We start from the raw sequence: 21,290 nt of genomic DNA, 5'->3' as shown, positions 1-21,290 counted from the left end.
TATCCAAAGTCCCGCGCGACGATACCGCACGCGGCGCGCGCCATGCGCCTGCCGGAAGCTCCGTGTCGGCGCGGCATACTATGCGGATGCATGCCCCACGCTCCGATGACCCGCCCTCCACACCCTCCGTCGCCGTCATCGGTGGCGGACCCACCGGGCTCATGGCTGCCGAAACCCTGCGTGCCGCCGGTCTGCGGGTGGATCTGTACGACGCCAAGGGGTCGGTGGGGCGCAAGTTCCTGATCGCCGGCAAGGGTGGCATGAACCTGACCCACTCCGATCCGTTCGATGTCTTCGTCGCGCGCTATGGCGACAGACAGGAGGGTGTCACCGCATGGCTGCGCGGCTTCGATGCGGACGCCCTGCGCGACTGGGCGCGCGGGCTGGGCGTGGAGACGTTCGTCGGCACCTCGGGCCGCGTGTTTCCATCCGACCTCAAGGCGGCCCCGCTGCTGCGCGGCTGGGTGCGGCGGCTGCGCGAACAGGGCGTGTGTTTCCATGTGCATCACCGGTGGTCGGGATGGACCGACGACGGCTACCTGCGCTTTGCGACGCCCGACGGCGAGGTCACCGTGTCTGCCGCTGCCACCGTACTGGCGATGGGCGGCGGAAGCTGGCCGGAACTGGGTTCGGACGGCGCGTGGGTGGATACGCTGCGGACGAAAGATGTCGCCATCGCGCCCCTGCAACCTTCCAACTGCGGTTTCGACATCGCGTGGAGCGAGCATCTGGCGACACGGTTCGCCGGCGAGCCCCTCAAGCCGGTCATCGCGCACTGGCAGGATGCGGATGGCATAGCGCGCCAACGCCAGGGCGAGTGCGTGGTCACCACCACCGGCATCGAGGGCAGCCTGGTCTATGCCCTGTCGCCGATGCTGCGTGGCGCCATCGCACGTGATGGCCACGCCACGCTGGTGCTTGACCTGCTTCCCGGCCGCGACGAACAGGATCTTGCGCGGCGACTGGCCAGATCACGCGGCTCGCGCAGCCTGAGCGAACACCTGCGCCGCGAGGCCGGCGTGAGCGGGGTGCGCGCGGCACTGCTGTACGAGGTGCTGGACAAGGCGGCACTGGCGGATCCCGTCAGGATCGCGCGCACGTTGAAGCGTTTCCCGTTCCGGTTGTTGCGTCCGCGCCCGATCGCCGAAGCCATCAGCAGTGCCGGCGGCGTGGCCCTGGCGGCACTGGACGACCGCCTGATGCTGCGCGCCCTTCCGGGCGTGTTCGCCGCCGGCGAGATGCTCGACTGGGAAGCCCCCACCGGTGGCTATCTGCTTACGGCATGCTTCGCCAGCGGCCGCCATGCCGCGCGCGGCGTGATCGACTGGCTGGCGCAACGCAACGCTTGAGTGTGGTCGTCCGCAGGGGCTGCGGCGCGCACCCCGGGAAGTGCGTGCCGCAGCGGCTGCGGAACGTGCGCGCACGATACGCGAGGCATTGTTGAAGTCCGGTTAGCTTTTCGAAGCAGTTTTATTACAGATGCTTACAGCCGGATGTGCATCCTCGCTCTCAAGCGGGGAAACGCACTCACTCCGCCTCGTCACTCGGCCCTTCCGCCGTCGCTCCTTCGCGTTTCGCCTTCGCGGCCACGTACATGTTGTCCACCAGGTTCGGATAGCGCCGGCCTGCCGCGAATGCACGGGCCCTGGCTTCCTGCACCTGTTCGGGCGTTAGTTTCTGGCCGCCCTCGCGACGCTTCGGCGCCGGGCGCCGCCACGGACCGGGTTTGCGCGCCGCCATTGTTCAGACCGCGGCGGTGACCACGATTTCGATCAGCCAGCCGGCACGCGCGAGATGCGCCTGCACGGTCGCACGCGGGGGCGCGTTGCCTTCCGGTACCCAGCTGTCCCAGACGCGGTTCATGCCTTCGAAGTCCTGCAGATCCTTCAGGAATATCTCGGCGCGCAGGATCTTCGATTTGTCGGTGCCCGCGCGCGCCAGCAGTGCATCGATCTCGCTGAGCACCTGTTGCGTCTGTCCGGCGATACCCTGCGTCGCGTCCTCCGCAATCTGGCCGGCGAGGTACACCACGCCGTTGTGGATCGCCATCTCGGACAAACGCGTGCCCACGTCGAACCGCTGGATCATGATGCTCTTCTCCCTGGTTGGAAGCCGCAGCTTAGCGCCGTGCCTGCGTCATCGCACCCGCGCTACGCGCCAGAGCCATGTTCCGGCAAGCAGCATGGCGGTGACGATCAGTGCGATCAGCAGCTTCTGCACCCAGCCCTGCCCAGCGGGTGGCCACAGTGCATGCAGCCATAGCAAGGCCTGGCAGCCGACAGACCACCCCGCCGCGAGGGGGAACCGGGACCGCCAGGCCGGGTCAAGCCGGAACCGCCACGCCTGCAGCACCATGCCACCCGTGACGCAGAGGAAGGCGGTGATCGCGCAGATGTGGTGGAACCAGCGATGGAAATCGGGCGCCACGGACGGCAGCCACGAGTCGCCGATCGCCACGCCTGCCAGCGCGACCGCGCCTGTGCAGAGCAGCAGGAGCGGTGCCGCACTGCGCGCATGTGCTGACAACTGCCGGTAGATGCCCATCGCCAACACCACGATGGTGATCGCCAGCGCGCAGTAGGCAACGCGCAGCAGCAATCCGCCGGGACCGAGCAGGTACTGGCTCATCGTAGCCCGCTGCCACGCAAGATCTGTCCGGACGAACTGCAAGGTGGTGCCTACCATCAGGAACAGCGACGCGCCTGCCATCGCAGCGAGGGCCGCCACGCGAGCGCGTGTTCGGAAATCCGGGGAAACGGGACGGCAGTGGGAATCAGGCATCGAGGCGCCCACGGGAAACAGGCCCCCGATTATCCGACACCGCTTCAAGATTTCCCGGCCGGGGCCGCTGACGTTGGCAGAGCTCCGTGACGTGCCCAGCGTCACGGTTTGGCCTACACTCCGCCTGCCCCCGGCGCACCGGGAATGGCCGTCACGAGCAAGGGGACTCCGCGCGCCAATGCCGTTCACCGCACCGCTTTCCGGCGCCGATCCGGCGCGCCAGAGCCAGCGATTGCCGCGCCGGATCTACCGGCTGCGCATGCTGGGGATGGGGCTGGCTGCGTTGCCGGTGGGGACTGTCCTGCTGGAGAACAATGCCGCCTGGAGCACGTGGGCATGGCTGGTCTTCACCGCAGTGCTGTGGCCGCAACTCGCGCTATGGCTGTCGCTGCGCCACCCCAAGCCTTTTCGGGGTGAGATCCGCAACCTGCTGTTCGATTCCTTGCTGGCCGGCATGTGGGTGCCGCTGATGGCATTCAATCTGCTCCCCAGCGTGCTGCTGGTGACACTGGCCACGGTCGACAAGATCAGCACCGGCATCGATCGTCTCTGGTACTGGTCGCTGCCGTTGATGTTGGCGGGAGCGCTGGTGGCCGGGGCGGCGACGGGATTCGAACTGCGTCCGGCCACCAGCATGCCGGTGATGCTGGCATGCTTGCCGATGCTGCTCATCCACTCCATCGCGGTCAGCCAGGCCAGCTATCACCTGGTCCGCAAGGTGAAGCGGCAGAACCGCCTGCTGGACGAACTGAGCCGACGCGATACGTTGACGGGACTGGACAGCCGCAGGCACTGGCAGGAACAGGCGACGCTGTTGCAGGACCAGTGCGCCGAGACGGGCGAACCGGCCACGCTGATGATGATCGACATCGACCACTTCAAGGCGATCAACGACCGTCACGGCCATGCAGTGGGCGACGACGTGCTGCGCGCGACCGCTGAGGTGATCCGCCACAGCATCCGCGGGCAGGATTGCGCGGGCCGGCTGGGTGGCGACGAGTTCGCCGTGCTGCTGCGCGGAACCGATCTGGTGGCGGCGGAGATCGTCGCCCAGCGCATCCGGGCTGGCGTGGAGGCCTTGCGGGTGCAGTCCGCGCCGGACCTGCGACACACGGTGAGTCTGGGGCTGGCGAAAGCGGACGCCGCGGCAGGCGGCTTGCGGGCCTGGCTGGAAACGGCCGACCGGGCGCTCTATCGGGCGAAGAGCAGTGGGCGCAACCAGCTAGCCATCCACGAAGGACCGCAGCCAGCCCTCGCCGCGCGCTGAGCCAGGCGATGCGGCGCTGCCGCGTCAGGCGCCCAGGTGTTCCGTGCGGCCTTCGCGCTGCGGCAGTTCCAGCACGTTGCTGCCGGCGGCACGCACGTTCTCGTGTTCGTTCTCGTGCACGCAGACGCGGTTGCGGCCCAGGTGCTTGGCGCGGTACAGCTGTTTGTCGGCATGCGACAGCAGCTTGGCCAGGCTGTAGCCGGACTGCATGCTGGAGGTCACGCCGAAACTGCCGGTAATGGCGAAAACATGCCCGGTCTCGCGGGTCTCGATCTGCGCCAGGCGGACGCGGCAGTCTTCGGCCACGCGGGCGGCAGCGCGCAGGTCGCAACCGTACATGAGGATGGCGAACTCCTCGCCACCTAGGCGGCCGAGTACGTCGATGCGGCGGCAGAAGCCCTTGCTGGCTTCGGCCACTTCCTTGAGCGCCCAGTCGCCGGTGCCATGGCCGAAACGGTCGTTGATGTTCTTGAAATGGTCGAGGTCGAACATGATCAGCGCGGCCTGTTCGCCATTGCGGGCGCACTCGGCCAGCGCGCGTTCGGCGCGCAGAGTGAAGTGGTGGCGGTTGCAGATGCCGGTCAGCGCGTCGGTTTCGGCCATCTTCTTCAGCGACAGCTGCACGCGCTTGATCTTGAAAGCCCAGTAGCCGATGGAGGCGACCAGCAGCACCAGCAGGATGACGATCAGCCGCGTGTTCTGCGCGGCCTGCTGGTCGACCGTGCGTTGCAGCTGCAGGACCTGGTTTTCCTGGTCCAGCATGCTGATCTGTTGGGTCTTCTGGAGGATCTGCTGGCGGACGATCTGATAAGCGAGCTGGCGCGTCTTTACGTCGTTGAGGTATGCCTTGTCGGCGTCGGCGTACTGCCGGTAGCGCGACAATGCCGCCTTGGAATCGCCACGCGACTCGGCGATTTCATAAAGTGTCTTGTATGCCACCACAAGTGGCAGCGAGGTCATGCCCACCCCTCGCTCCACCGCTTCGTTGGCGTGCGCATGCGCCGTGCCGATATCGCCCAGCTTCAGATACATGCTGGCCAGCATGGCGTGGTATTCACTGATGACCAAGGGGTAGCCCGTAGCCGTCACGGTGGGGAGGTAACGCTCGAGCAATTCGATCGCCTGATCGACTTTGCCGTCCTCCACCCATTTCCGTGCCAGGTACGTACGCGTCAATCCGCCAAGAATAGGCTCCTTCTGATCTTCGCAGACCTTGATGGTACGAAAGATCATTTCCTCCGAGGGCGCCTTCTTGAGTCCTAGCGCCGCTTCGGCAACCAGGTTGCCGGCGGCGCACTGGTTCCGCCCCTCGGGCGCGTCTGCCAGGACCTGGTTGGCGTACTGCTCGCCGAGCATGTACTCCCCTACCTGGTTGTAAAGCAGACCCGCGACCAGAAGACCCCGGTGACGGACGTCCTTCTTCTCCACCTTGGTGGCAAGTGGAAGGATGTCATTTAGCGTCGTCAGCCCCTGCTCGAACTTCCGCGTCAGTGCGTAGGTATTGACCAGCAGCGAGCCCGTCCAGAACAGCATTTCCGGGTCATCGGTTTCCTGCTGGATCTGGCGGAGTTCGCGTATTGCGGGCTCCGCCCTGCCCTTCATCAGGAAACCATGCGCCCGGAGCAGCCTCAGCTTGAGGCGTTGCTCAGGCGTGGCCTCCTCGACACGCTTTTCGAGGCGTTCCAACACATCATAGAACTTGGCAGGCTGCGACGTCTTGATCGCCTCCGCCTGTTCGATCAGCGCATCGATGCCGGGAGAAACCTGTGCCTGGGCCGGCGCAGCGAGAACGCACGCCAGCGCAGCTGCCACCCACAAGGTACGTCCTTTCCCGAGTCTCATGTCCTTCTCCTGATCAGCCGATGCAGCCGGAGCAAAACGCTCCCGGAGCCTACTCTTTTTCTCCGTGGTCCTCGTCTCCATCCGTCTGCTCGTCGGCCTGGTCGGGCAATTCGTCCTCCTTGCCCTCGTCCGGGGCCAGGATCATGCAAAACATCGTCGGACGGGCGAGCAATAGCCCCGCAAGTGAGGCTGCATCACGGTCGAGCAGTGCGGTCCGCTGAGCCGACTCGACATCGAGCGCCCTCACTGCCGCTTCATAGTCCGACGCCGCACGCAGCGAATCGGACGCCCCCATGGATTCCAGAAAGCGGATTGCATTGGACACGCTGTTTCCCCAAATTGATGAAATACGACACTTCCGCAGCCAGCACCGGGCCCGACAGGCCGGACGAGGCTACCCCCACGCAGGACAATACCCACTTTTCAGCGGCCTTGCCACGACCACCCCCGGGGCCTCATCTGGCACTCTTACCGCCCCATGTCGCGCAACCGCTCTAGCAAGCGCTCGTTGCGACGCAGGGGCCTCGAGGGGGGGATCACCAGCGTGGTCGCCGCCGACAAGACGGCCGTAGGCAGCCGATCGAGCGGCAAACGCTCGATCCGGGGCGACGCAATGGGCAGGGTCGCGGCCTCGTAGGCGACGACCTCATGATCCGGGGGGTAGTCGTCAAGCAGCAGGTCCACCAGCAATTGCTTTGTTCCCGCATTGGTCGACAGGCGCCCCGTCGTGAGGTCGCCGGCCACGCCTATCTGCCAGAGCACCAAGTAGGCCGAAGGATCCACCCTGCGCTGATAGAACATGAACTGGCTTGCCTCGAAATGCTGGCAACCGACGGCGCCAGGATCGATGCCAACATCCGCATACAGGCAATCCTCGGCAGAAACAGCGGCTTCCATGACAGCCTCGTAGCCTTCCTCTCGCGCTTTCATCACGGCGCTGTGCGGTACCTGCGCAAACACCCCGGGATGGCCGTAGAAGGCCCCGCATACCCGGCGCCCTTGACGGACCTCCGCCATCATCAATTCCACCATCTCGCGATAGGTCTCGCGCCGCGGCTTGCCCTCGGCATACAGCGGTTGCAGGCTCCTGACGTCCCGGTTCATGCCTTGGACCCAAAGCTCCACGATCGGATCCGACATGGCACTGAAGACCACATCCGCCTGCTCGATATGGTTGCGCGCGCGCGGCGCTAGGTGGGCCCCCAACGTCATCCCCACACCCACGCATGTGAGCGTACCCCTTCCTGTCATCGCTTCTTCCCGCCCCGTCATTTCATTGCTGGCGGCACCACCGAGTGGCGCTCCTTCCATTCATCACGCACCATCTCCCATCCTCGAAAGCGCGCACCCCCGGGAACAAGCGCCATCTCCCGGAACCCCAACCTGCGCATCACGCCCGCGCCAGCTTCGTTCTCGCGCACGTGCCGACTGAAAGTGCGCAACCAGCCCCCGTACTGGAACAAATAGCCGGACAGGAACCCGATGACCTCTTGGGCAACCTTGCGACCCTGCCACGCCTCGGTAACCATCACCCCAATCTCAGCGGCATCGGGGTGGGGGATCACCGCCAGAAGGCCCACCGTTTCCTGCGCCTCCGCGCCATGGTCGACCACCCAACAACACGCCCGCTGGAGGTCACCGCGCTGATTGGAATGCAGGAAGGCATTGAATGCACGGACTGCATCCTCGTGCGCCATGGGTTCACCCACGAAACGCATCAATGCTTCATTCGTATAGATTGAAACGTACAACGCCTCGTCCTGCTCTACCAGAGGCCGCAGATGAAATCGACGTGTTTCAAGTGCTGGCAGGCTCATACCACCACCGTCCGATGAGCCATGCTCATCAAATTCCAGCCTTGCCAAACTCCGCCCTGCCTGTGCGCGCCCGTCGCTTCCTCACCCCAACAGCCCCCGCGCCCACCTCACGATCGCTTCCGCCGACATCGCCCCGCTCTGCCTGGCGAGCTCGCGGCCGCCCTGCAGCAGCACCATCGTGGGGATGCTGCGGATGCCGAAGCGGTTTCCCAGTCCCGGACACGCTTCCGTGTCCACCTTGGCCAGCCGCATCGCGGGCTCCAGCACGCCCGCCGCCTGCTGGAAATGCGGGGCCATCTGCAGGCAGGGCCCGCACCACGGCGCCCAGAAATCCACCAGCAACGGCAGCGTGCTGCGCAGGGCGTGCCGGTCGAAGTCCGCCTCGCCCAGCGCCAGCGGCAGGCCGGTGAACAAGGGATGGTGGCAGCGCCCGCAGTTGGGCGTCTCGACCAGCCGCGCCGGCGGCACACGGTTCATCGCCGCGCAGTGCGGGCAGGCGATCAGGTGGGCATCGGCGCTCATGCGGGCATCCTACCGCCCGCGCGTCCGGCGCGTCACCGCACCACGTGCCAGACCACCTGGCGCCCCGCCAGATAGACCACCCTCCGGCCATCGAACACGGCCATCTGCTCCAGCTTGACCTGCACGTTCTGCCCGCCCCACTCCGGGACGCGTGCCTTCACGTTGCCCTCGATGGCGTAGACCGTATCGGCATGCAGCGGCCAGTCGCCCTGCCCCGCGGTGGGACCCTGGTTGTCCCACATGCCGACCGTCGGCCCCGGTGCGTGGCCCACGAACCCCACGGGATGCGAATAGGTGGCCGCGCGCAGGTCATGGCGCGCCACCTCGCGCTGCGTCGCCGCCAGGATCTCGTTGCCCGTGCGGCCGGCGACGAACTGGCCGGTCAGCGTGTCCTGCCAGCGGTTGCCCTGTGCCAGCGCCGCACGCAACCCGGCAGGCACCCCGGCTTCGCCCGCATGTGCCACGTAGGCCATTTCCTGCGTATCGGTGCAGAGCTTGAGATAGCACAGCCCCACATCGGTGTGCAGCACATCGCCGGGCTGGATCACGCCTTCTTCGCCACAGAACGGCGCATCGTCGGCGCACGCCGTGCCCGCCCGCTGCAGGTTCACGTCCGGCATGAACCACGGCGCCAGCCCCAACGACTCGAAGCGCTCCCGGATGTACCAGGCCACGTCATTCGTGGTGGTGACGCCGGGCGTGATGACCCGACCCGAGAACGCTTCGGCGATCACGCCGCGTGCGAGCGACACGATATGCGGATACGCCGCGAGCTCTCCCGCCGTGCGGGTTTCCATCCAGCGGACGACCAGCGTCTCCGCCGGCACGAGCCTGGCGTGCAGCGCAGCCGGCAGCACCGACAGCAGGCGCTCGTGCAGCGCGTGCGTCAGGCCATCGGCGACCGCCCACTCGCCGGAGACGTTGATGCCGATCCTGCGCGGGTCGCGCGCAGTGATCAGCGCCCCCAGCGCCTTCCACTGCGCATTGAGGTCTCCGCCGGACCACGCCGTCTCGTAGGGTGCGCCGAACGGGTACCGGTTGATGGACAGCCGCTGCACGCTGCCGTCCGGCTGGCGATGGAACACCAGCATCGTGGTCCGGCGCGCCGCATGGGCCGGTTGCGGCACCAGCGTGAAGTAGACCGGGTCCTCGGCGTACTCGCGCGCGATCACCACCCACATGTCGAGGTCGGCATCACGCATCAACCGTGGCAGCAGGGTGTCGAGCCGCTCGCGGAGCATGCGGTTCTCGGGCTCCACGCGGTCCCGCGGCGACAGCACCGCTCCCACGTCGATCCCGTCCCGCCCCTGCTGCGGCACCGCTGCGGCGTGTCCGCTGGGCGCCGACGCCAGGCCGGCCAGCAACAGGAGCAAGGAATTGGCAACGCGCATGCGGGACGCCTCGGGCGAAAGGGCCCTGACGCTAGCCGTCCCATGATGATCGCGTCAACGCTGCCGGGACGGTTCATGCCGCACTGCGATGCGGGACTACACTCCGGCTACGCGGACGCGTCCCGATGCGGGACCCGGAGGTGGGCAATGTGGACGAAATGGCTCGGCACCCTGCTGCTGGCGTCGTCGGCCCTCTCGGCGCTGGCCCAAGGCGCCCCACTTCCTGCTGCCGCCGACGTGCTGGCAGTACCGGAACCGCTGAAGCAGCAGTTCCGCGAACAGGTCCTCGATCACACCCGCCTCCCGCACGCCCGGCTTGAGCGGATGGTCGACTTCCTCTTCAGCCCCCGGGGGCTGGGCATGAGCTACCACCCCGATGCCAACCACACCGTGGCCGAGGCCTACGCCACGCGCCAGGCAAACTGCATGAGCTTCACCCTGCTGACGGTGGCGCTGGCGCGCGAGGCAGGGCTCGATGCCTACGCGCAGCAGGTCGACGAAACCCTGGCCTGGCGACAGGACCACAACACCCTCTACCGCACCCAGCACGTCAATGCCGGCGTGCGCATTCGCGAGCGTCGCTTCACCGTCGATGTCGCGTGGAACGAGGTCATCACCCGCAAGCCACCGGAACCGATCCACGACGCCCGTCTCATCGCCCACTACTACAACAACCGTGCGGTAGCGTTGCTGGAACACGGCGCGCAGGTCGATGCCTTGCGCCATGCGGAGATGGCCCTGACCCTGGACCCCGGTTACGCCACCAGTTGGAGCAACTTCGGCGTGATCCATCTGCGCGGCGGCGCTGCAGTGCGTGCCGAGCAGGCTTACCGACGTGCGCTCGACCTCGACGCCGACAACCCCGGCGCCCTGTTCAATCTGGTCACGTTCTACCAGCGTGCGGGCGACGTTGAGGCCGCGCGCCCCTTGCAGAAGCGGTTGGATGCCGTGCAGGCCCGCGACCCGTTCCACCATTTCCTGCTGGCCGCCGGCTTCGAGCGCGACGGTGACTTGGTGCGCGCCGCCACCCACTACCGCAAGGCCATCCAGTTGTACGAAGGCGAACACCGCTTCCACTTCGGTCTCGCCCGCGTGTACTTCCTGCAGGGCGACCACCGGCGTGCAGGAAAGGCATTGGCGCGCGCGGGCCAACTCAGCCAGGGCGACACCCGCGCGCTCTACCAGGCCAAGCTGGATACATTGCGCAGGCAGGGGCACTAGGCGCCGGCATAGCGACGCGGGACCACGCCCGAAGGTGCGGACCCGCGCGTGTGGCTACTTCAACTTCAGTTCGCGGACCAGGTTGCTGCCCAGGATCTGGCGCATCTTGCCGCGATCGGCGTAGGCCGTGTTCGCCTGTGCCGTGTTCTGCCCGGTGACCTTGCCGGAGACGGCTTCCGAACGGTCACGCAGGCCATCGAAGGCGGCCATGTTCGGATAGACCACGGTCAGATAGAGGTCCGGCTCATCCGGCCGGCGTGCCTGGGTGGAATAGATCGCGTAGCCGAGGATGATCCCGGCCTCTTTCTGCGCCTCCATGACACGCTTGTACTGGCCCTGCAGGTGCTTCATGTAGTTGTCGAACTGGCCATCCATGATCTTCACGGCCGTGACCTCCATGACCGGGCCCTCGGTATAGCTGCGGTCCTGCGCGGACAGCGGGAAGGACAGCACGCACAGCAGCAGTACCCACAGCAATGGCAAGCGTTTCATGTCAGGTTCCTCGTTCGATGGTCGCCGGATGATTCCGGGTGCCCAGCTGAACGCGGCACAGCGCCCTCCGCCGGCCATGCATTGGGCGGAGTGCGGGGCTGGACCGACGAACGCACGTCGCAGTGACGTGGGATTACATCCGCCGGCCCATGAAGTCGCGCTGCACGGCCTTGCCGGAAGGCTAGCCTGCCAGCGGCCACTCACCCAGGCGTTGGTAGTCCGCCTCACCCTCGATGCTCTGCAGCAGCTGCACCTCCTGCGGATGCAGCACGACAGGCGGCACATCCACCGGTACGGTGCGCGGCGGCACATAAGCCAGCGTCAGGTGCGGCACGAAGCTGCGCCCGACGTGCTGCTTGAAGCCCGCGCGCAGCAGGCGCTGCTGCAGCTCGCGCCAGAAGGCGACCGTCGCGGGCGAAGGGCGCAATGCCGCCAGCGTCAGCGCGGGATTCTTCGGATTGCCCAGGCACAGCAGATGGTCGAGGGTGATGCCAAGGGGCTCCGGCTGCCAGCCCTGCATGGCGTCATGCGCCGTGCGGACCATGTCCTCGCGAGGCCCATCGCTTTCGCCAAGGAAATGCAGCGTCAGGTGGTAGCGTTCCGGCCGCACCCAGCGCGCCTGCGGATACGTCGCCTTGAGATCCTCGGCACGGTGCCGCAGCGCTTCGCATTCGCTCGCAGAGGGCACCAGCGCAAAGAACAGCCGATGCAGCCGGCCCGGTTGCGGGCCGCCGAACAGGTCGCCTTGCGGAGTGGAAGCAGAACGGGATGACATGGCACGCGGGCGTGGAACAATCGCCTCATCATCGGTGCGTGCGTCGGACGATGCAACCCTGCAACGCACTGACAAGGAAGGCGGGAGCACGGGCTCCCACCTTCCCGCAGCGTCATCGGATCACCAGATCCGCACGCGGTCCTGCGGCGCGATGTACAGCGGGTCGCCCTGCTTCACGCCGAAGGCGTCGTACCACGCATCGATGTTGCGCAGCGGGGCGAAGGCGCGGATGTGGCCGGGCGAATGCGTGCCGTTGACCAGCTGCTGGCGCAGGGCGTCGTCGCGCCACAGCGTGCGCCATACCTGGCCCCAACTCATGAAGAAACGCTGGTCGCCGGTGAAGCCATCAATCACCGGCGCCGGCTTGCCGTCCAGCGAACGATGGTAGGCCTCCAGTGCGATGGTCAGGCCACCCAGGTCACCGATGTTCTCGCCCATCGCCACGCGCCCATTGATGTGCATGCCAGGCAGCTGCGGGAACGCATAGGCCTCGTACTGCGCACCCAGCTTGGCGGCCTGCACTTCGAACTTGGCGGCATCGTCGGCCGTCCACCAGTCGCGCAGCAGGCCCTTGCCGTCGGACTTGCGGCCCTGGTCATCGAAGCCGTGGATGATCTCGTGGCCGATCACGCCACCGATGCCACCGTAGTTCACCGCTGGATCGGCGTCCGGATCGAAGAACGGCGGCTGCAGGATGGCGGCCGGGAACACGATCTCGTTCTTCACCGAGTTGTAATAGGCGTTCACCGTCTGCGGGGTCATGCCCCACTCGCCCTTGTCCACCGCCTTGCCGATGCGATTGCGGCGATAGTCCCACTCGAACTGCTGTGAACGCAGGGCATTACCGAACAGGTCGCCGTTTTTCACCACCAGCGCGCTGTAATCGCGGTACGTGTCGGGGTGGCCGATCTTCAAGCCGAAGCCGGCCAGCTTGGCGTGCGCCTCCGCCTTGGTGGCCGGGCTCATCCACGCCAGCGTGTCCAGGCGCGCGCCCATGGCCGCCTTCACGTTGGCCACCAGCGCGTCCATCTTGGCCTTGGCATCCGGCGGGAAATACAGCTTCACGTAATCGCGGCCGATGGCCTCGCCCATCGCGCTCTCCGAGAACGCGACGCCCCGCTTCCAGCGCTCGCGCTGCTGCGGCTGGCCGGACAGGAACTTGTCGCGGAACTCGTACTGAGCGACGGAGAAATCCTTCGACAGCAGCGGCGCGGCGTTGTCGGTCGCGTGGAAGGCTTGCCACGCCTGCAGCGTAGCCACGTCGGTGTCGGCGAAGATCGCGGCGATCTTCGGAATGGCGCTGTCCTGGCGGATCACCGCGCGGCCCGCCCCGTCGACGCCGGCGGCCTTGAAGAAGTCCGCCCACGGGAACCCCGGGGACTTCGTCGCGAACTCGGCCATCGCCAGCGGGTTGTAGGTCTTGTCGCGGTTGCGGCTCTCGGCACGCGTCCAGTGCGCCTCGGCGATACGCGTTTCAAGTGCCAGGATCGCCTTCGCGTTGTCCTGCGGCCTGTCCCAGCCGGCCAGCTGCAGCATCTGCGCGATGTAGGCTTCGTAACGCTCGCGCTGCGGTTTGAAGTTGTCGCGCAGGTACATCTCGCGGTCGCCCAGACCCAGGCCACCCTGGCTCAGGTACAGCGTGTAGCGGTCCGGGTCTTTCTGGTCGTCGGTGACGCTGAGGTTGAAGAAGCTGTCGTTGAAGCTGCCACGGCGGCCCATCAGCCGCGCCAGCGCGTCGTTGTCCTTCGCCGCGCGGATGTCGGCCAGCACCGGCTGCAGGGGCTTCGCGCCCAGTGCCTCGACGGTCTTCTCGTCCATGAACCCCTGGTAGAGCGCGGCGATCTTCGCCGCATCGCCGCCCGTGGACGGGTCACCCAGCGCATAGCCTTCCACCAGCACGCGCAGGCGCGCTTCGGACAGGTCGCGCAGGATGGCGAAGCCGCCATAGCTGGAACGGTCGGCCGGGATCTGCGTGGTATCGGTCCAGGTGCCGCTGACGTAGCGGAAAAAGTCCGCGCCCGGTGCGGCCTTGCGATCCATGCCGGCGGTGTCGATGCCCCAACCGCCGAAGCGCTTGGCGGCGATCGTGGATCCGGCGGCGGGCGTGCCCGTGCTGCCCGCTTCGGCAAACAGCGACCGCACGGTGCAGCCATCGTCCAGGCAACCATCATCTTCGTGCGCAGACAACGGGCCGGCCAGGGACAGCGCCAGCAGGGTGGCGGTAGTCAGCAGGGTCTTCTTCAAGGGCGTTCTCCGGAAACAGGACAGATGCGCGTCGCGCGCAGGCGTGCCCGGGAGCATAGCGGCCCCTTCTGCCATGACGACCGTGCCAGAGGTTGGCCGCAGGTTCGGCAAAGTCCGCGGGCGCCGGACCTGTCCCTGAGCGGCCGCGGAAGGCGGTCCTTGGGCGGCAAAAACGAAACCCGGCGCAAGGCCGGGCTTCGTCTGGATCGGGAGGAGCGTCGGCGGGTCAGCGCGGCGCATCGCCCTGTTCGGGACAGCGGCGACCGCAGCGGCGCCCGGCGTCGCGGGCCATCGTCCCTTCATCGGGCACGAAGCCGCCACTCGACTGACCGCCATACGACAGGCGCAGACCCAGGCTGCTGCCCTGCGTGCTGTTGCTGGCCTGCTCGTGGCCGAACAGCAGCGACAGCAGCCAGCCCGGGCGCAGCTTGATGTCCAGCCCTGCCGACAACGACAGCGCGTCGTCGTTGTAGCTCTGCATGTCCAGGCGATAGTCGGTGGGGTGCGGCCACACGACATAGTTCATCGCGGCCTCTCCCTTGTCCTCCAGCGCCTGGCGATATTCCAGGCTCCAGAACGGACGGTAGCGCCCGTCGTCACCACCGAAGCGGTAGCTGCCCTCCAGGCCCAGCGCGACGGTGCTGTTCTCCACCACCTGGCGCCGATAGGCCAGGTCGTAGATGTCCATCCCGTACTCGCGATAGGCCTCCAGCGTGGTGTGGCTGACATCGAAGCGACCGTAGGTAGTCAGCGCCATGCGCTCGCCACGATGCTCGTAGCCGAAGGCCAGCGAACCGAACCATTGCTTGCCGTCGCGCACCGCCGTGCCCATCGCCCCGGCATCGTCGCTCCAGCGGCGGATGTCGAAGTCCAGGCGCCCTGTGGCCAGCATGCCGTCCACGAACACATGCTCGCCCGCGCGCCACAGACCATAGAGCGCCAGCGAACGCTGGTCGGCCTTCAGGCGCGAAGCCGTGCCGTCCAGATCGCTGTCGTTCCGCGCCAGGCTGCCCGCAACGCCGACCAGCATCTGTTCGCCGATGGCGCGGTCCGCACCCAGCGTGAGGCCATCGGTCTGGAAGTCGTATCCGCCCGCCTGGCCACTCTTGCCGAACGTCGCCGTGCCCGATGCCCACGCCCCCCACCCCTGCGGCAACGCCGGCAGGCTGCCGCCCGTGGCCTGCCCCACGGGCACCGAAAGCCCCTGGCGCTCTTCACCACCGGCATAGGCCAGCGTGACATTGTTGCTCGAACCGTTGGCGCCGCTGCGCACCTGGCGCAGGCGATCGCGGATGTTCGACTGCTGCGCGTTGGCGAAGCGCACGCTCGCATCCACTTGTGCCTGCAACAGGCCGACCACACCCGGGTCCCGGGTCGGATCAGGGCGCACTTCCACCTGCAGGCGCATCTCCACGCTGGCCGCGGAGTAGCTGCCCGCCGCCGCCTGGGTGGCCGTGATGACGGTCGTGCCTTCCGCATGCAGCGTCACCGTGCGGCCGCTGATGCTGGCCACCTCCGGATCGCTGCTGGTGAAGGTGAAGGCACCGCTGCTGGGGCTCTGGGGATTCACCAGGTCGAAGGCGGGCTCGCCGAACACCTTGCGCAGTTCTTCCTGCCATACGAGCGTCGGCACGGCGGCCGCGATGTCCACGTCCAGCCGCACCTGCGGCGCGGCCTCGTGGTTCGCATCACCAGCCTGGTCGGCGGTCAGGCTGCAGCGCCCGGCCGCCAGCATGGTGACGGTCGCACCACTCACCTGGCAGACCTGTGCCGTAGTGCTCGCGAACACCACCGGATTGCCGGAGGCGCCACCGCTGGCCACCAGCGCGAACGTACCGTTCGGCGCGAACACCGGCGTGGCCGGATTCGCACTGAAGCCGGTGATTGCCTGCAGCGCCTGCGCCACGACCAGTTCGTACGCCTGAGCTCCCGTGAAGCCGTTGGCATCACGCGCCTCCACCGTGAAGAAGAAGCGTCCCGACGCCGTCGGCGTTCCCGACAGCACGCCCGCCGCACTCAACGCGACGCCCTGCGGCAGGCTGCCTGCCGTCACCGCGTAGGTGTACGGCGCGGTGCCACCCGTTACCGCCAAGGTCTGGTCGAACGAGCTGGCATGCGTCGCCTGCGGCAACGCGGGCAGCGCGAACGCGATCTGCGGCGCCACCACCTGCAGCGTGTACTGCTGCTGCGCCGTGAAAGGGCCGGTGCCCGTGCTGCTGTCGGTCACCTCCACGGTCAACGTGAAGTTGCCCGCCACCGTCGGCGTGCCAGTGATGCGTCCATCCGTGCCCAGGCTCAGCCCGCTCGGCAAAGCGCCGCCGACAAGCTGGAAGCGGTAAGGCGATGCACCGCCACTGGCAAGGAACGCGTGCGTGTAGGCAGTGCCGCCCGTGCCGTTGCCGGGATTGGCGGCATCCAGCATCACCGTCGGCGCCGTCACGGTGATCGTTACCGTCGCGGTCGCGGTGGTCTGGTAAGCATCGCTGGCCGTATAGGTGAAGCTGTCCGGGCCGGCGTAACCGGCATTGGGCTGGTAGCTGATCGTGGTACCGCTGACCGTCGCGATGCCGTTCACCGGTGCCGTACCCACGGCGACCGACGTCGCGGTACCCGTGATCGACAGCGTCACGGGCGTGGCGCCAGCGCCGTACGGCAACGTGGCGCTCGCCGCCGCGACCGTGAGCGCAGGGATCGGCGTGACCGCATTCGACGGTGCCGAAGGCACGCTGGTGTCCGCTGCATTCTGCGCGGTCACGGTGAACGTATATGCCGTGCCGCTTGCCAGGCCTGTGACGGTGATCGGGCTCCCGGCTCCGGTCGCAGTGGCGCCCCCCGGACTCGCCGTCACCACATAGGCGGTGACCGGAGCACCACCGGTAGACACCGGCGCGGTGAAGGACACCGTGGCCGATGTGGCGGACGCCATCGTCGCCGTACCGATCACGGGCGCATCGGGCGCCACGGCATTCACGGTGAACGTCTGGCTGACCTGAGCCGCCGGCAGATGGCTGGCATCGCCCGCCTGGTCCGCGTTGATCGTGCAGGTGCCGACCGCGATGAAGGCCAGCGTGCCCGTGGGCGTGATGGTGCAGACGGCGGTCGTCGCCGATGCGAAGCTCACCGCAAGCCCGGAATCCGCCGTCGCCGACAGCGTCGGCGCAGTGCCGAAGTCCTGTGCACCGGGATTGGCGAACGTGATCACCTGCGTCACGGCGGTGACGACGGCATTGGACGCGGCCGACGATGCGCCCGTGCCGGCACTGTTGGTCGCGCTGACGGTGAACGAATAGCTCACGCCTGCCGTCAGGCCGGGGAAACGGATGGGACTGCCCACGCCGGTAGTCGTGGCACCGCCGGGGCTGGCCGTCACCGTGTAACCGGTGATGGCGATACCTCCGTTGCTCGCGGGCGCCGCGAAGGCCACATCGACCTCGGTCGGACTGGCGACGGTTGCCGCGCCGATGGTCGGCGCACCCGGCACCACCGGATTGACGGTGAACGTGCGGGTGACCTGCGTGGCGGCGAGGTAGGTGCCGTTCCCCGCCTGATCGGCGTTGATGGTGCAGGTGCCCGCGGTGACGAAGGTCAGCGCGCCGCCGCTCGTGATGGTGCACACGCCGGTCGTGGACGACGTGAACGTGGGTGTCAGGCCGGAATCCGCCGTCGCGGTCAACGTCGGCGTGGTACCGAAGTTCTGCGCACCGGGGTTGCTGAAAGTGATGGTCTGCGTCGCCGCCGGCGTGATGCTGTTGGAGGCGGCTGACGCAGGCCCGGTGCCCGCCACGTTGTCCGCCGTCACCGTGAACGTGTAGGCCACCCCATTGGTCAGGCCGGTGACGACGATGGGAGACGACGCGCCGCTGATCGGTGCCACATCGGCAGGACTGACGGTCACCGTGTAGCTGGTGATGGCCGATCCGCCGATGTTCGTTGGCGCGGTGAACGCGACGCTCGCCTGGGTGTCGCCTGCGATCGCGGTGCCGATGATGGGTGCCGCCGGTACGACGGCATTGACGGAAAACGACCGGCTGACCTGAGACGCGGCCAGGAAGCTGCTGTCGCCCGCCTGGTCGGCATTGATGGTGCAGGTGCCGGCGGCGAGGAAGGTCAGCACCCCTCCGGACGTGGTCGTGCAGACGCCGGGGGTGGATGAGGTGAACGTCACGGCCAGCCCCGAGGTCGATGTCGCGCTGAGCGTCGGCGAGGTACCGAAGTTCTGCGCCCCCGGATTGGCGAAGGTGATCGTCTGCGGCGAGGCCGGCAAGACGCTGTTCGATGCCGCCGATGCTGCGCCCTCGCCGGCCGAGTTCGTCGCGGTCACGGTGAAGGTGTACGCCACGCCATTGGTCAGGCCCGTGACGGTGATCGGCGAACCGGAGCCGGTGCCGGTCGCGCCGCCCGGACTGGCCGTGACCGTATAGCCGCCGGCGATGATCGCGGCACCGCCGGTCGAGGCCGGTGCGGTGAACGTCACGGTGGCCTGGGTGTCGCCCGCCGTCGCGGTACCGATGGTCGGCGCACCGGGCACCACGGCATTGACCGTGAACGTCTGGGTCACCGTGGTCGCCGCGTTCCACGCGGCATCACCCGCCTGGTCGGCGTCGATGGTGCAGCTGCCGGCAGTGACGAAGGTCAGCGTGCCACCGGACGTGATGGTGCATACGCCGGTCGTGGACGAACTGAATGTCGGCGTCAGGCCGGATGTGGCGGAGGCGGTCAACGTCGGCGTGGTGCCGAAATTCTGCGCACCGGGGTTGCCGAACGTGAGGGTCTGGTTGCCCTTGGGCGTGGCTGCGTTCGAGGCTCCCGACGCCACGCTGGTTCCAATGGCGTTGGTGGCGGTCACCGTGAAGGTATACGCCGTGCCGTTGCTGAGCCCGGTCACCGTGGCCGTGCAGGCTGCCGGCCCCGCACAGGTGCCGAATGCGCCGCCGGGACTGGCGGTGGCCGTATACGTGGTGATGGCGGAACCACCATTGCTTGCCGGCGCGGTGAAGGTCACGCTGACCTGGCCGTCACCCGCCGTGGCGGTGCCGATGGTCGGTGCGGCCGGCGCGGTGGGAATGGCGACGGTATGGGTCGAACCGCTGGTGAACGCCGCCGGCCCGCTGTTGCCGGCCGCGTCCGCGATGTCGGTGGACCCGTTGAGATTCACTTCCAGGGTGCCGTTGCCGGCAATGCCGCTAACGGTGACGTCGATCGAGGTACCGCTGCTGGCGGAAACGGCGCTGATCGTGCCCGTGGCCGAACCGGTCGTGACCAGCGTGAAGTCGTCGGTCGAGACGTTGCTGGCCGCTTCGTTGAACGCCACCGTGAAGGTCACGCTGGTGGCGGTGGCCGCGGGCGAACCGCTGACGGTGATGCTGCTGACGGCCGGAGGTGCGCCATCCACCACCAGCGCCTTGTTCGCACCCAGCGAACCGGCGGTGCCCGGCGATGCCAGCGTCAGCGTCGCGTTGTTGGCTGCCCCGTCGCGGATCGTGCCGCCATTGAGGGCGAGCGAACTGGTGGCGACATAATCGAGGTCACTGCTGGCGTCGCCCGACTGCACGGTGTAATTGAATGTCAATGTCCCTGTGCCGCTGCCGGAGGCGTAGTTGACAGCGCGATCGGTGCTGCCGGTCTCCAACGTCAACTGCGGCGTGCCGGTAACGGTCACCGTTTCGCTGAAGTCGACCTGCAGGCTGATCGTGGCGCCCGCTGCGTAGATGCCGTTTGCTGTGGAGGAAGTAACCGACGTGATCGTCGGCACCACGCCATCAATCACCAGGTTCTTGTTGGCGCCAAGCGAGCCCGCCGCACCCGGCGACGGCAGCGTCAATGTGGCGTTGTTGCCGGCCGCATCACGGATCGTGCCGCCATTCAGCGCAAGCGCCGTGGTCGACGTGTAGTCCAAGTCACTGCTGAGGTCCCCAGCCTGTACGGTGTAGGTAAAGGTATGCGTACTGCTGCTGCCGCTGCCGCTGGTGTAATTGACGGTGCGATCCATCGAACCGGTTTCAATCGTCAGCTGAGGGGTACCTATGACGTTGACGTTCTCGCTGAAAGCCACCTGCAGGCTGATGATGTCGCCCACCTTATAGGTGCCGTTGGCCGTACTGGAAGTGACCGAGCTGACGGTGGGAGGCGTGATGTCGGGCGGCACCGCGGGATCGATGACGATGTTGTTCATCGAGTGCCAGCTGCCATCACCCCCGCTGTCGCCGCCCGCGGAGGTGAACATCCTGACGTCGTCCACGTACGAGAACGTTGGGCCCAACGAGACCGTCTGCGGCGTGAAGGTCGGGTCCAGTCCCTGGAAGGTCATGGATGCAACCTGGACACCGTCCCGGTAGCCCACGACGGTATTCGTCATGGGCGACGTCTCGCCCCAGCTGTAATACCGGAACGACGTCAGCTTGAATTCGCTGCCGTCCGCAGAGCGGACCGCCATGCCCTTGGTGATTCCGTTTACGCCATCATCGAAGGTGAGAGCCGAATACCCCGGGTCTCCACTACTGAGAAAGGCGTTGGGTCGCCAGTGGATCACGCCGATATTGCTGCCATTGACGTTGCTGATGTTGTAGATCTGGATGGACAGCCCGGCGATATCGCTCGACCCGCCTTCACCGTCGGCGGCAATACCGTCTCCGAGACCGGTATCGTTTGTGAACGTCAACGTCTCCGCCATTGCGGCGGGGATCGCCATCGCGCTACTGGCGAACACGCTCAGCAGGAACACGCGCGCGAACAGACGTACACGGCGCGTGGCGCCGGAAAGGATAGGCATGTCGAGTCCCCGGAAAACGTGAATGCGTGATGCGTACATCGACCAGCGACACGTCGACAGACGGTCGCCCCCCTCTTGGCCGTGCATGCCAGCCCTCCTCGCGGATGGACTTCCCCGGCATACCCGAATGAGCAGTGTCCCTGGCGACGCCATGGCCAATGCTGATGCG

At 67.0% G+C, this 21,290-nt stretch carries 16 protein-coding genes; 3 read left to right on the top strand and 13 right to left on the bottom strand.

Going from position 1 to position 21,290, the window contains the following annotated elements:
- Window positions 1–86: 86 nt before the first annotated feature.
- Window positions 87–1,349 (top strand): TIGR03862 family flavoprotein, encoded by a 1,263-nt coding sequence (locus FB548_RS13485; RefSeq protein WP_142125296.1) that lies wholly within the window; start codon window positions 87–89, stop codon window positions 1,347–1,349.
- Window positions 1,350–1,527: 178 nt separating this feature from the next.
- Here FB548_RS13485 and FB548_RS13480 read toward each other — a convergent pair whose 3' ends face one another.
- The 3 genes from FB548_RS13480 to FB548_RS13470 are packed head-to-tail and all read right to left on the bottom strand — an operon-like array spanning window position 1,528 to window position 2,727.
- Complete coding sequence (locus tag FB548_RS13480) at window positions 1,528–1,740, bottom strand: hypothetical protein (RefSeq protein ID WP_142125295.1); 213 nt, start codon at window positions 1,738–1,740, stop codon at window positions 1,528–1,530.
- Between the two features lie 3 nt (window positions 1,741–1,743).
- Window positions 1,744–2,088 (bottom strand): RidA family protein, encoded by a 345-nt coding sequence (locus FB548_RS13475; protein WP_142125294.1) that lies wholly within the window; start codon window positions 2,086–2,088, stop codon window positions 1,744–1,746.
- A 48-nt stretch (window positions 2,089–2,136) separates the two neighbouring features.
- Window positions 2,137–2,727 (bottom strand): DUF998 domain-containing protein, encoded by a 591-nt coding sequence (locus FB548_RS13470; RefSeq protein ID WP_255470556.1) that lies wholly within the window; start codon window positions 2,725–2,727, stop codon window positions 2,137–2,139.
- 232 nt (window positions 2,728–2,959) lie between these two features.
- Between FB548_RS13470 and FB548_RS13465 the strand changes: the two genes are divergently transcribed.
- Window positions 2,960–4,048, top strand: a complete 1,089-nt coding sequence (locus FB548_RS13465) for a diguanylate cyclase (RefSeq protein WP_142125292.1) — start codon at window positions 2,960–2,962, stop codon at window positions 4,046–4,048.
- Window positions 4,049–4,072: 24 nt separating this feature from the next.
- Here FB548_RS13465 and FB548_RS13460 read toward each other — a convergent pair whose 3' ends face one another.
- The 6 genes from FB548_RS13460 to FB548_RS13435 form a co-directional block, all read right to left on the bottom strand.
- Window positions 4,073–5,890 (bottom strand): GGDEF domain-containing protein, encoded by a 1,818-nt coding sequence (locus tag FB548_RS13460; protein ID WP_185742112.1) that lies wholly within the window; start codon window positions 5,888–5,890, stop codon window positions 4,073–4,075.
- A gap of 49 nt (window positions 5,891–5,939) precedes the next feature.
- The gene (locus tag FB548_RS13455; RefSeq protein ID WP_142125290.1) at window positions 5,940–6,215 is read right to left on the bottom strand and encodes a hypothetical protein; all 276 of its coding nucleotides are present in this window, start codon (window positions 6,213–6,215) and stop codon (window positions 5,940–5,942) included.
- Window positions 6,216–6,358: 143 nt separating this feature from the next.
- A complete protein-coding gene (locus FB548_RS13450; RefSeq protein ID WP_221625970.1) occupies window positions 6,359–7,141 on the bottom strand; it encodes an SAM-dependent methyltransferase in 783 nt (260 codons plus the stop codon).
- Window positions 7,142–7,158: 17 nt separating this feature from the next.
- A complete protein-coding gene (locus tag FB548_RS13445; RefSeq protein WP_142125289.1) occupies window positions 7,159–7,707 on the bottom strand; it encodes a GNAT family N-acetyltransferase in 549 nt (182 codons plus the stop codon).
- 81 nt (window positions 7,708–7,788) lie between these two features.
- Window positions 7,789–8,229: a thioredoxin TrxC gene (trxC, locus tag FB548_RS13440; protein WP_142125288.1), complete on the bottom strand. Its 441-nt coding sequence runs from the start codon at window positions 8,227–8,229 to the stop codon at window positions 7,789–7,791.
- Window positions 8,230–8,261: 32 nt separating this feature from the next.
- Window positions 8,262–9,620 (bottom strand): M24 family metallopeptidase, encoded by a 1,359-nt coding sequence (locus FB548_RS13435; RefSeq protein WP_142125287.1) that lies wholly within the window; start codon window positions 9,618–9,620, stop codon window positions 8,262–8,264.
- A 147-nt stretch (window positions 9,621–9,767) separates the two neighbouring features.
- Here FB548_RS13435 and FB548_RS13430 point away from each other — a divergent pair, with 147 nt between their 5' ends.
- Window positions 9,768–10,841: a tetratricopeptide repeat protein gene (locus FB548_RS13430; protein ID WP_142125286.1), complete on the top strand. Its 1,074-nt coding sequence runs from the start codon at window positions 9,768–9,770 to the stop codon at window positions 10,839–10,841.
- A 54-nt stretch (window positions 10,842–10,895) separates the two neighbouring features.
- Here the strand turns inward: FB548_RS13430 and FB548_RS13425 are convergent, their stop codons facing one another.
- The 4 genes from FB548_RS13425 to FB548_RS13410 all read right to left on the bottom strand — a co-directional run bounded on the left by FB548_RS13425 (window position 10,896) and on the right by FB548_RS13410 (window position 21,121).
- Window positions 10,896–11,333 (bottom strand): hypothetical protein, encoded by a 438-nt coding sequence (locus tag FB548_RS13425; RefSeq protein ID WP_142125285.1) that lies wholly within the window; start codon window positions 11,331–11,333, stop codon window positions 10,896–10,898.
- Between the two features lie 181 nt (window positions 11,334–11,514).
- Window positions 11,515–12,108 carry an RNA 2',3'-cyclic phosphodiesterase gene (thpR, locus tag FB548_RS13420; protein WP_142125284.1) on the bottom strand — a complete coding sequence of 198 codons (594 nt, stop codon included), beginning with the start codon at window positions 12,106–12,108 and terminating at the stop codon, window positions 11,515–11,517.
- A gap of 120 nt (window positions 12,109–12,228) precedes the next feature.
- Window positions 12,229–14,352 (bottom strand): M13-type metalloendopeptidase, encoded by a 2,124-nt coding sequence (locus FB548_RS13415; protein WP_255470555.1) that lies wholly within the window; start codon window positions 14,350–14,352, stop codon window positions 12,229–12,231.
- Between the two features lie 226 nt (window positions 14,353–14,578).
- A complete protein-coding gene (locus FB548_RS13410; RefSeq protein ID WP_221625962.1) occupies window positions 14,579–21,121 on the bottom strand; it encodes a fibronectin type III domain-containing protein in 6,543 nt (2,180 codons plus the stop codon).
- Window positions 21,122–21,290 lie beyond the last annotated feature (169 nt).

The sequence above is a fragment of the Pseudoxanthomonas sp. 3HH-4 genome (assembly GCF_006716465.1).
Lineage (GTDB): Bacteria > Pseudomonadota > Gammaproteobacteria > Xanthomonadales > Xanthomonadaceae > Pseudoxanthomonas_A.
The sequence above is the reverse complement of the archived record's forward strand: the minus strand, read 5'-3'. Positions and strand labels throughout refer to the sequence as shown.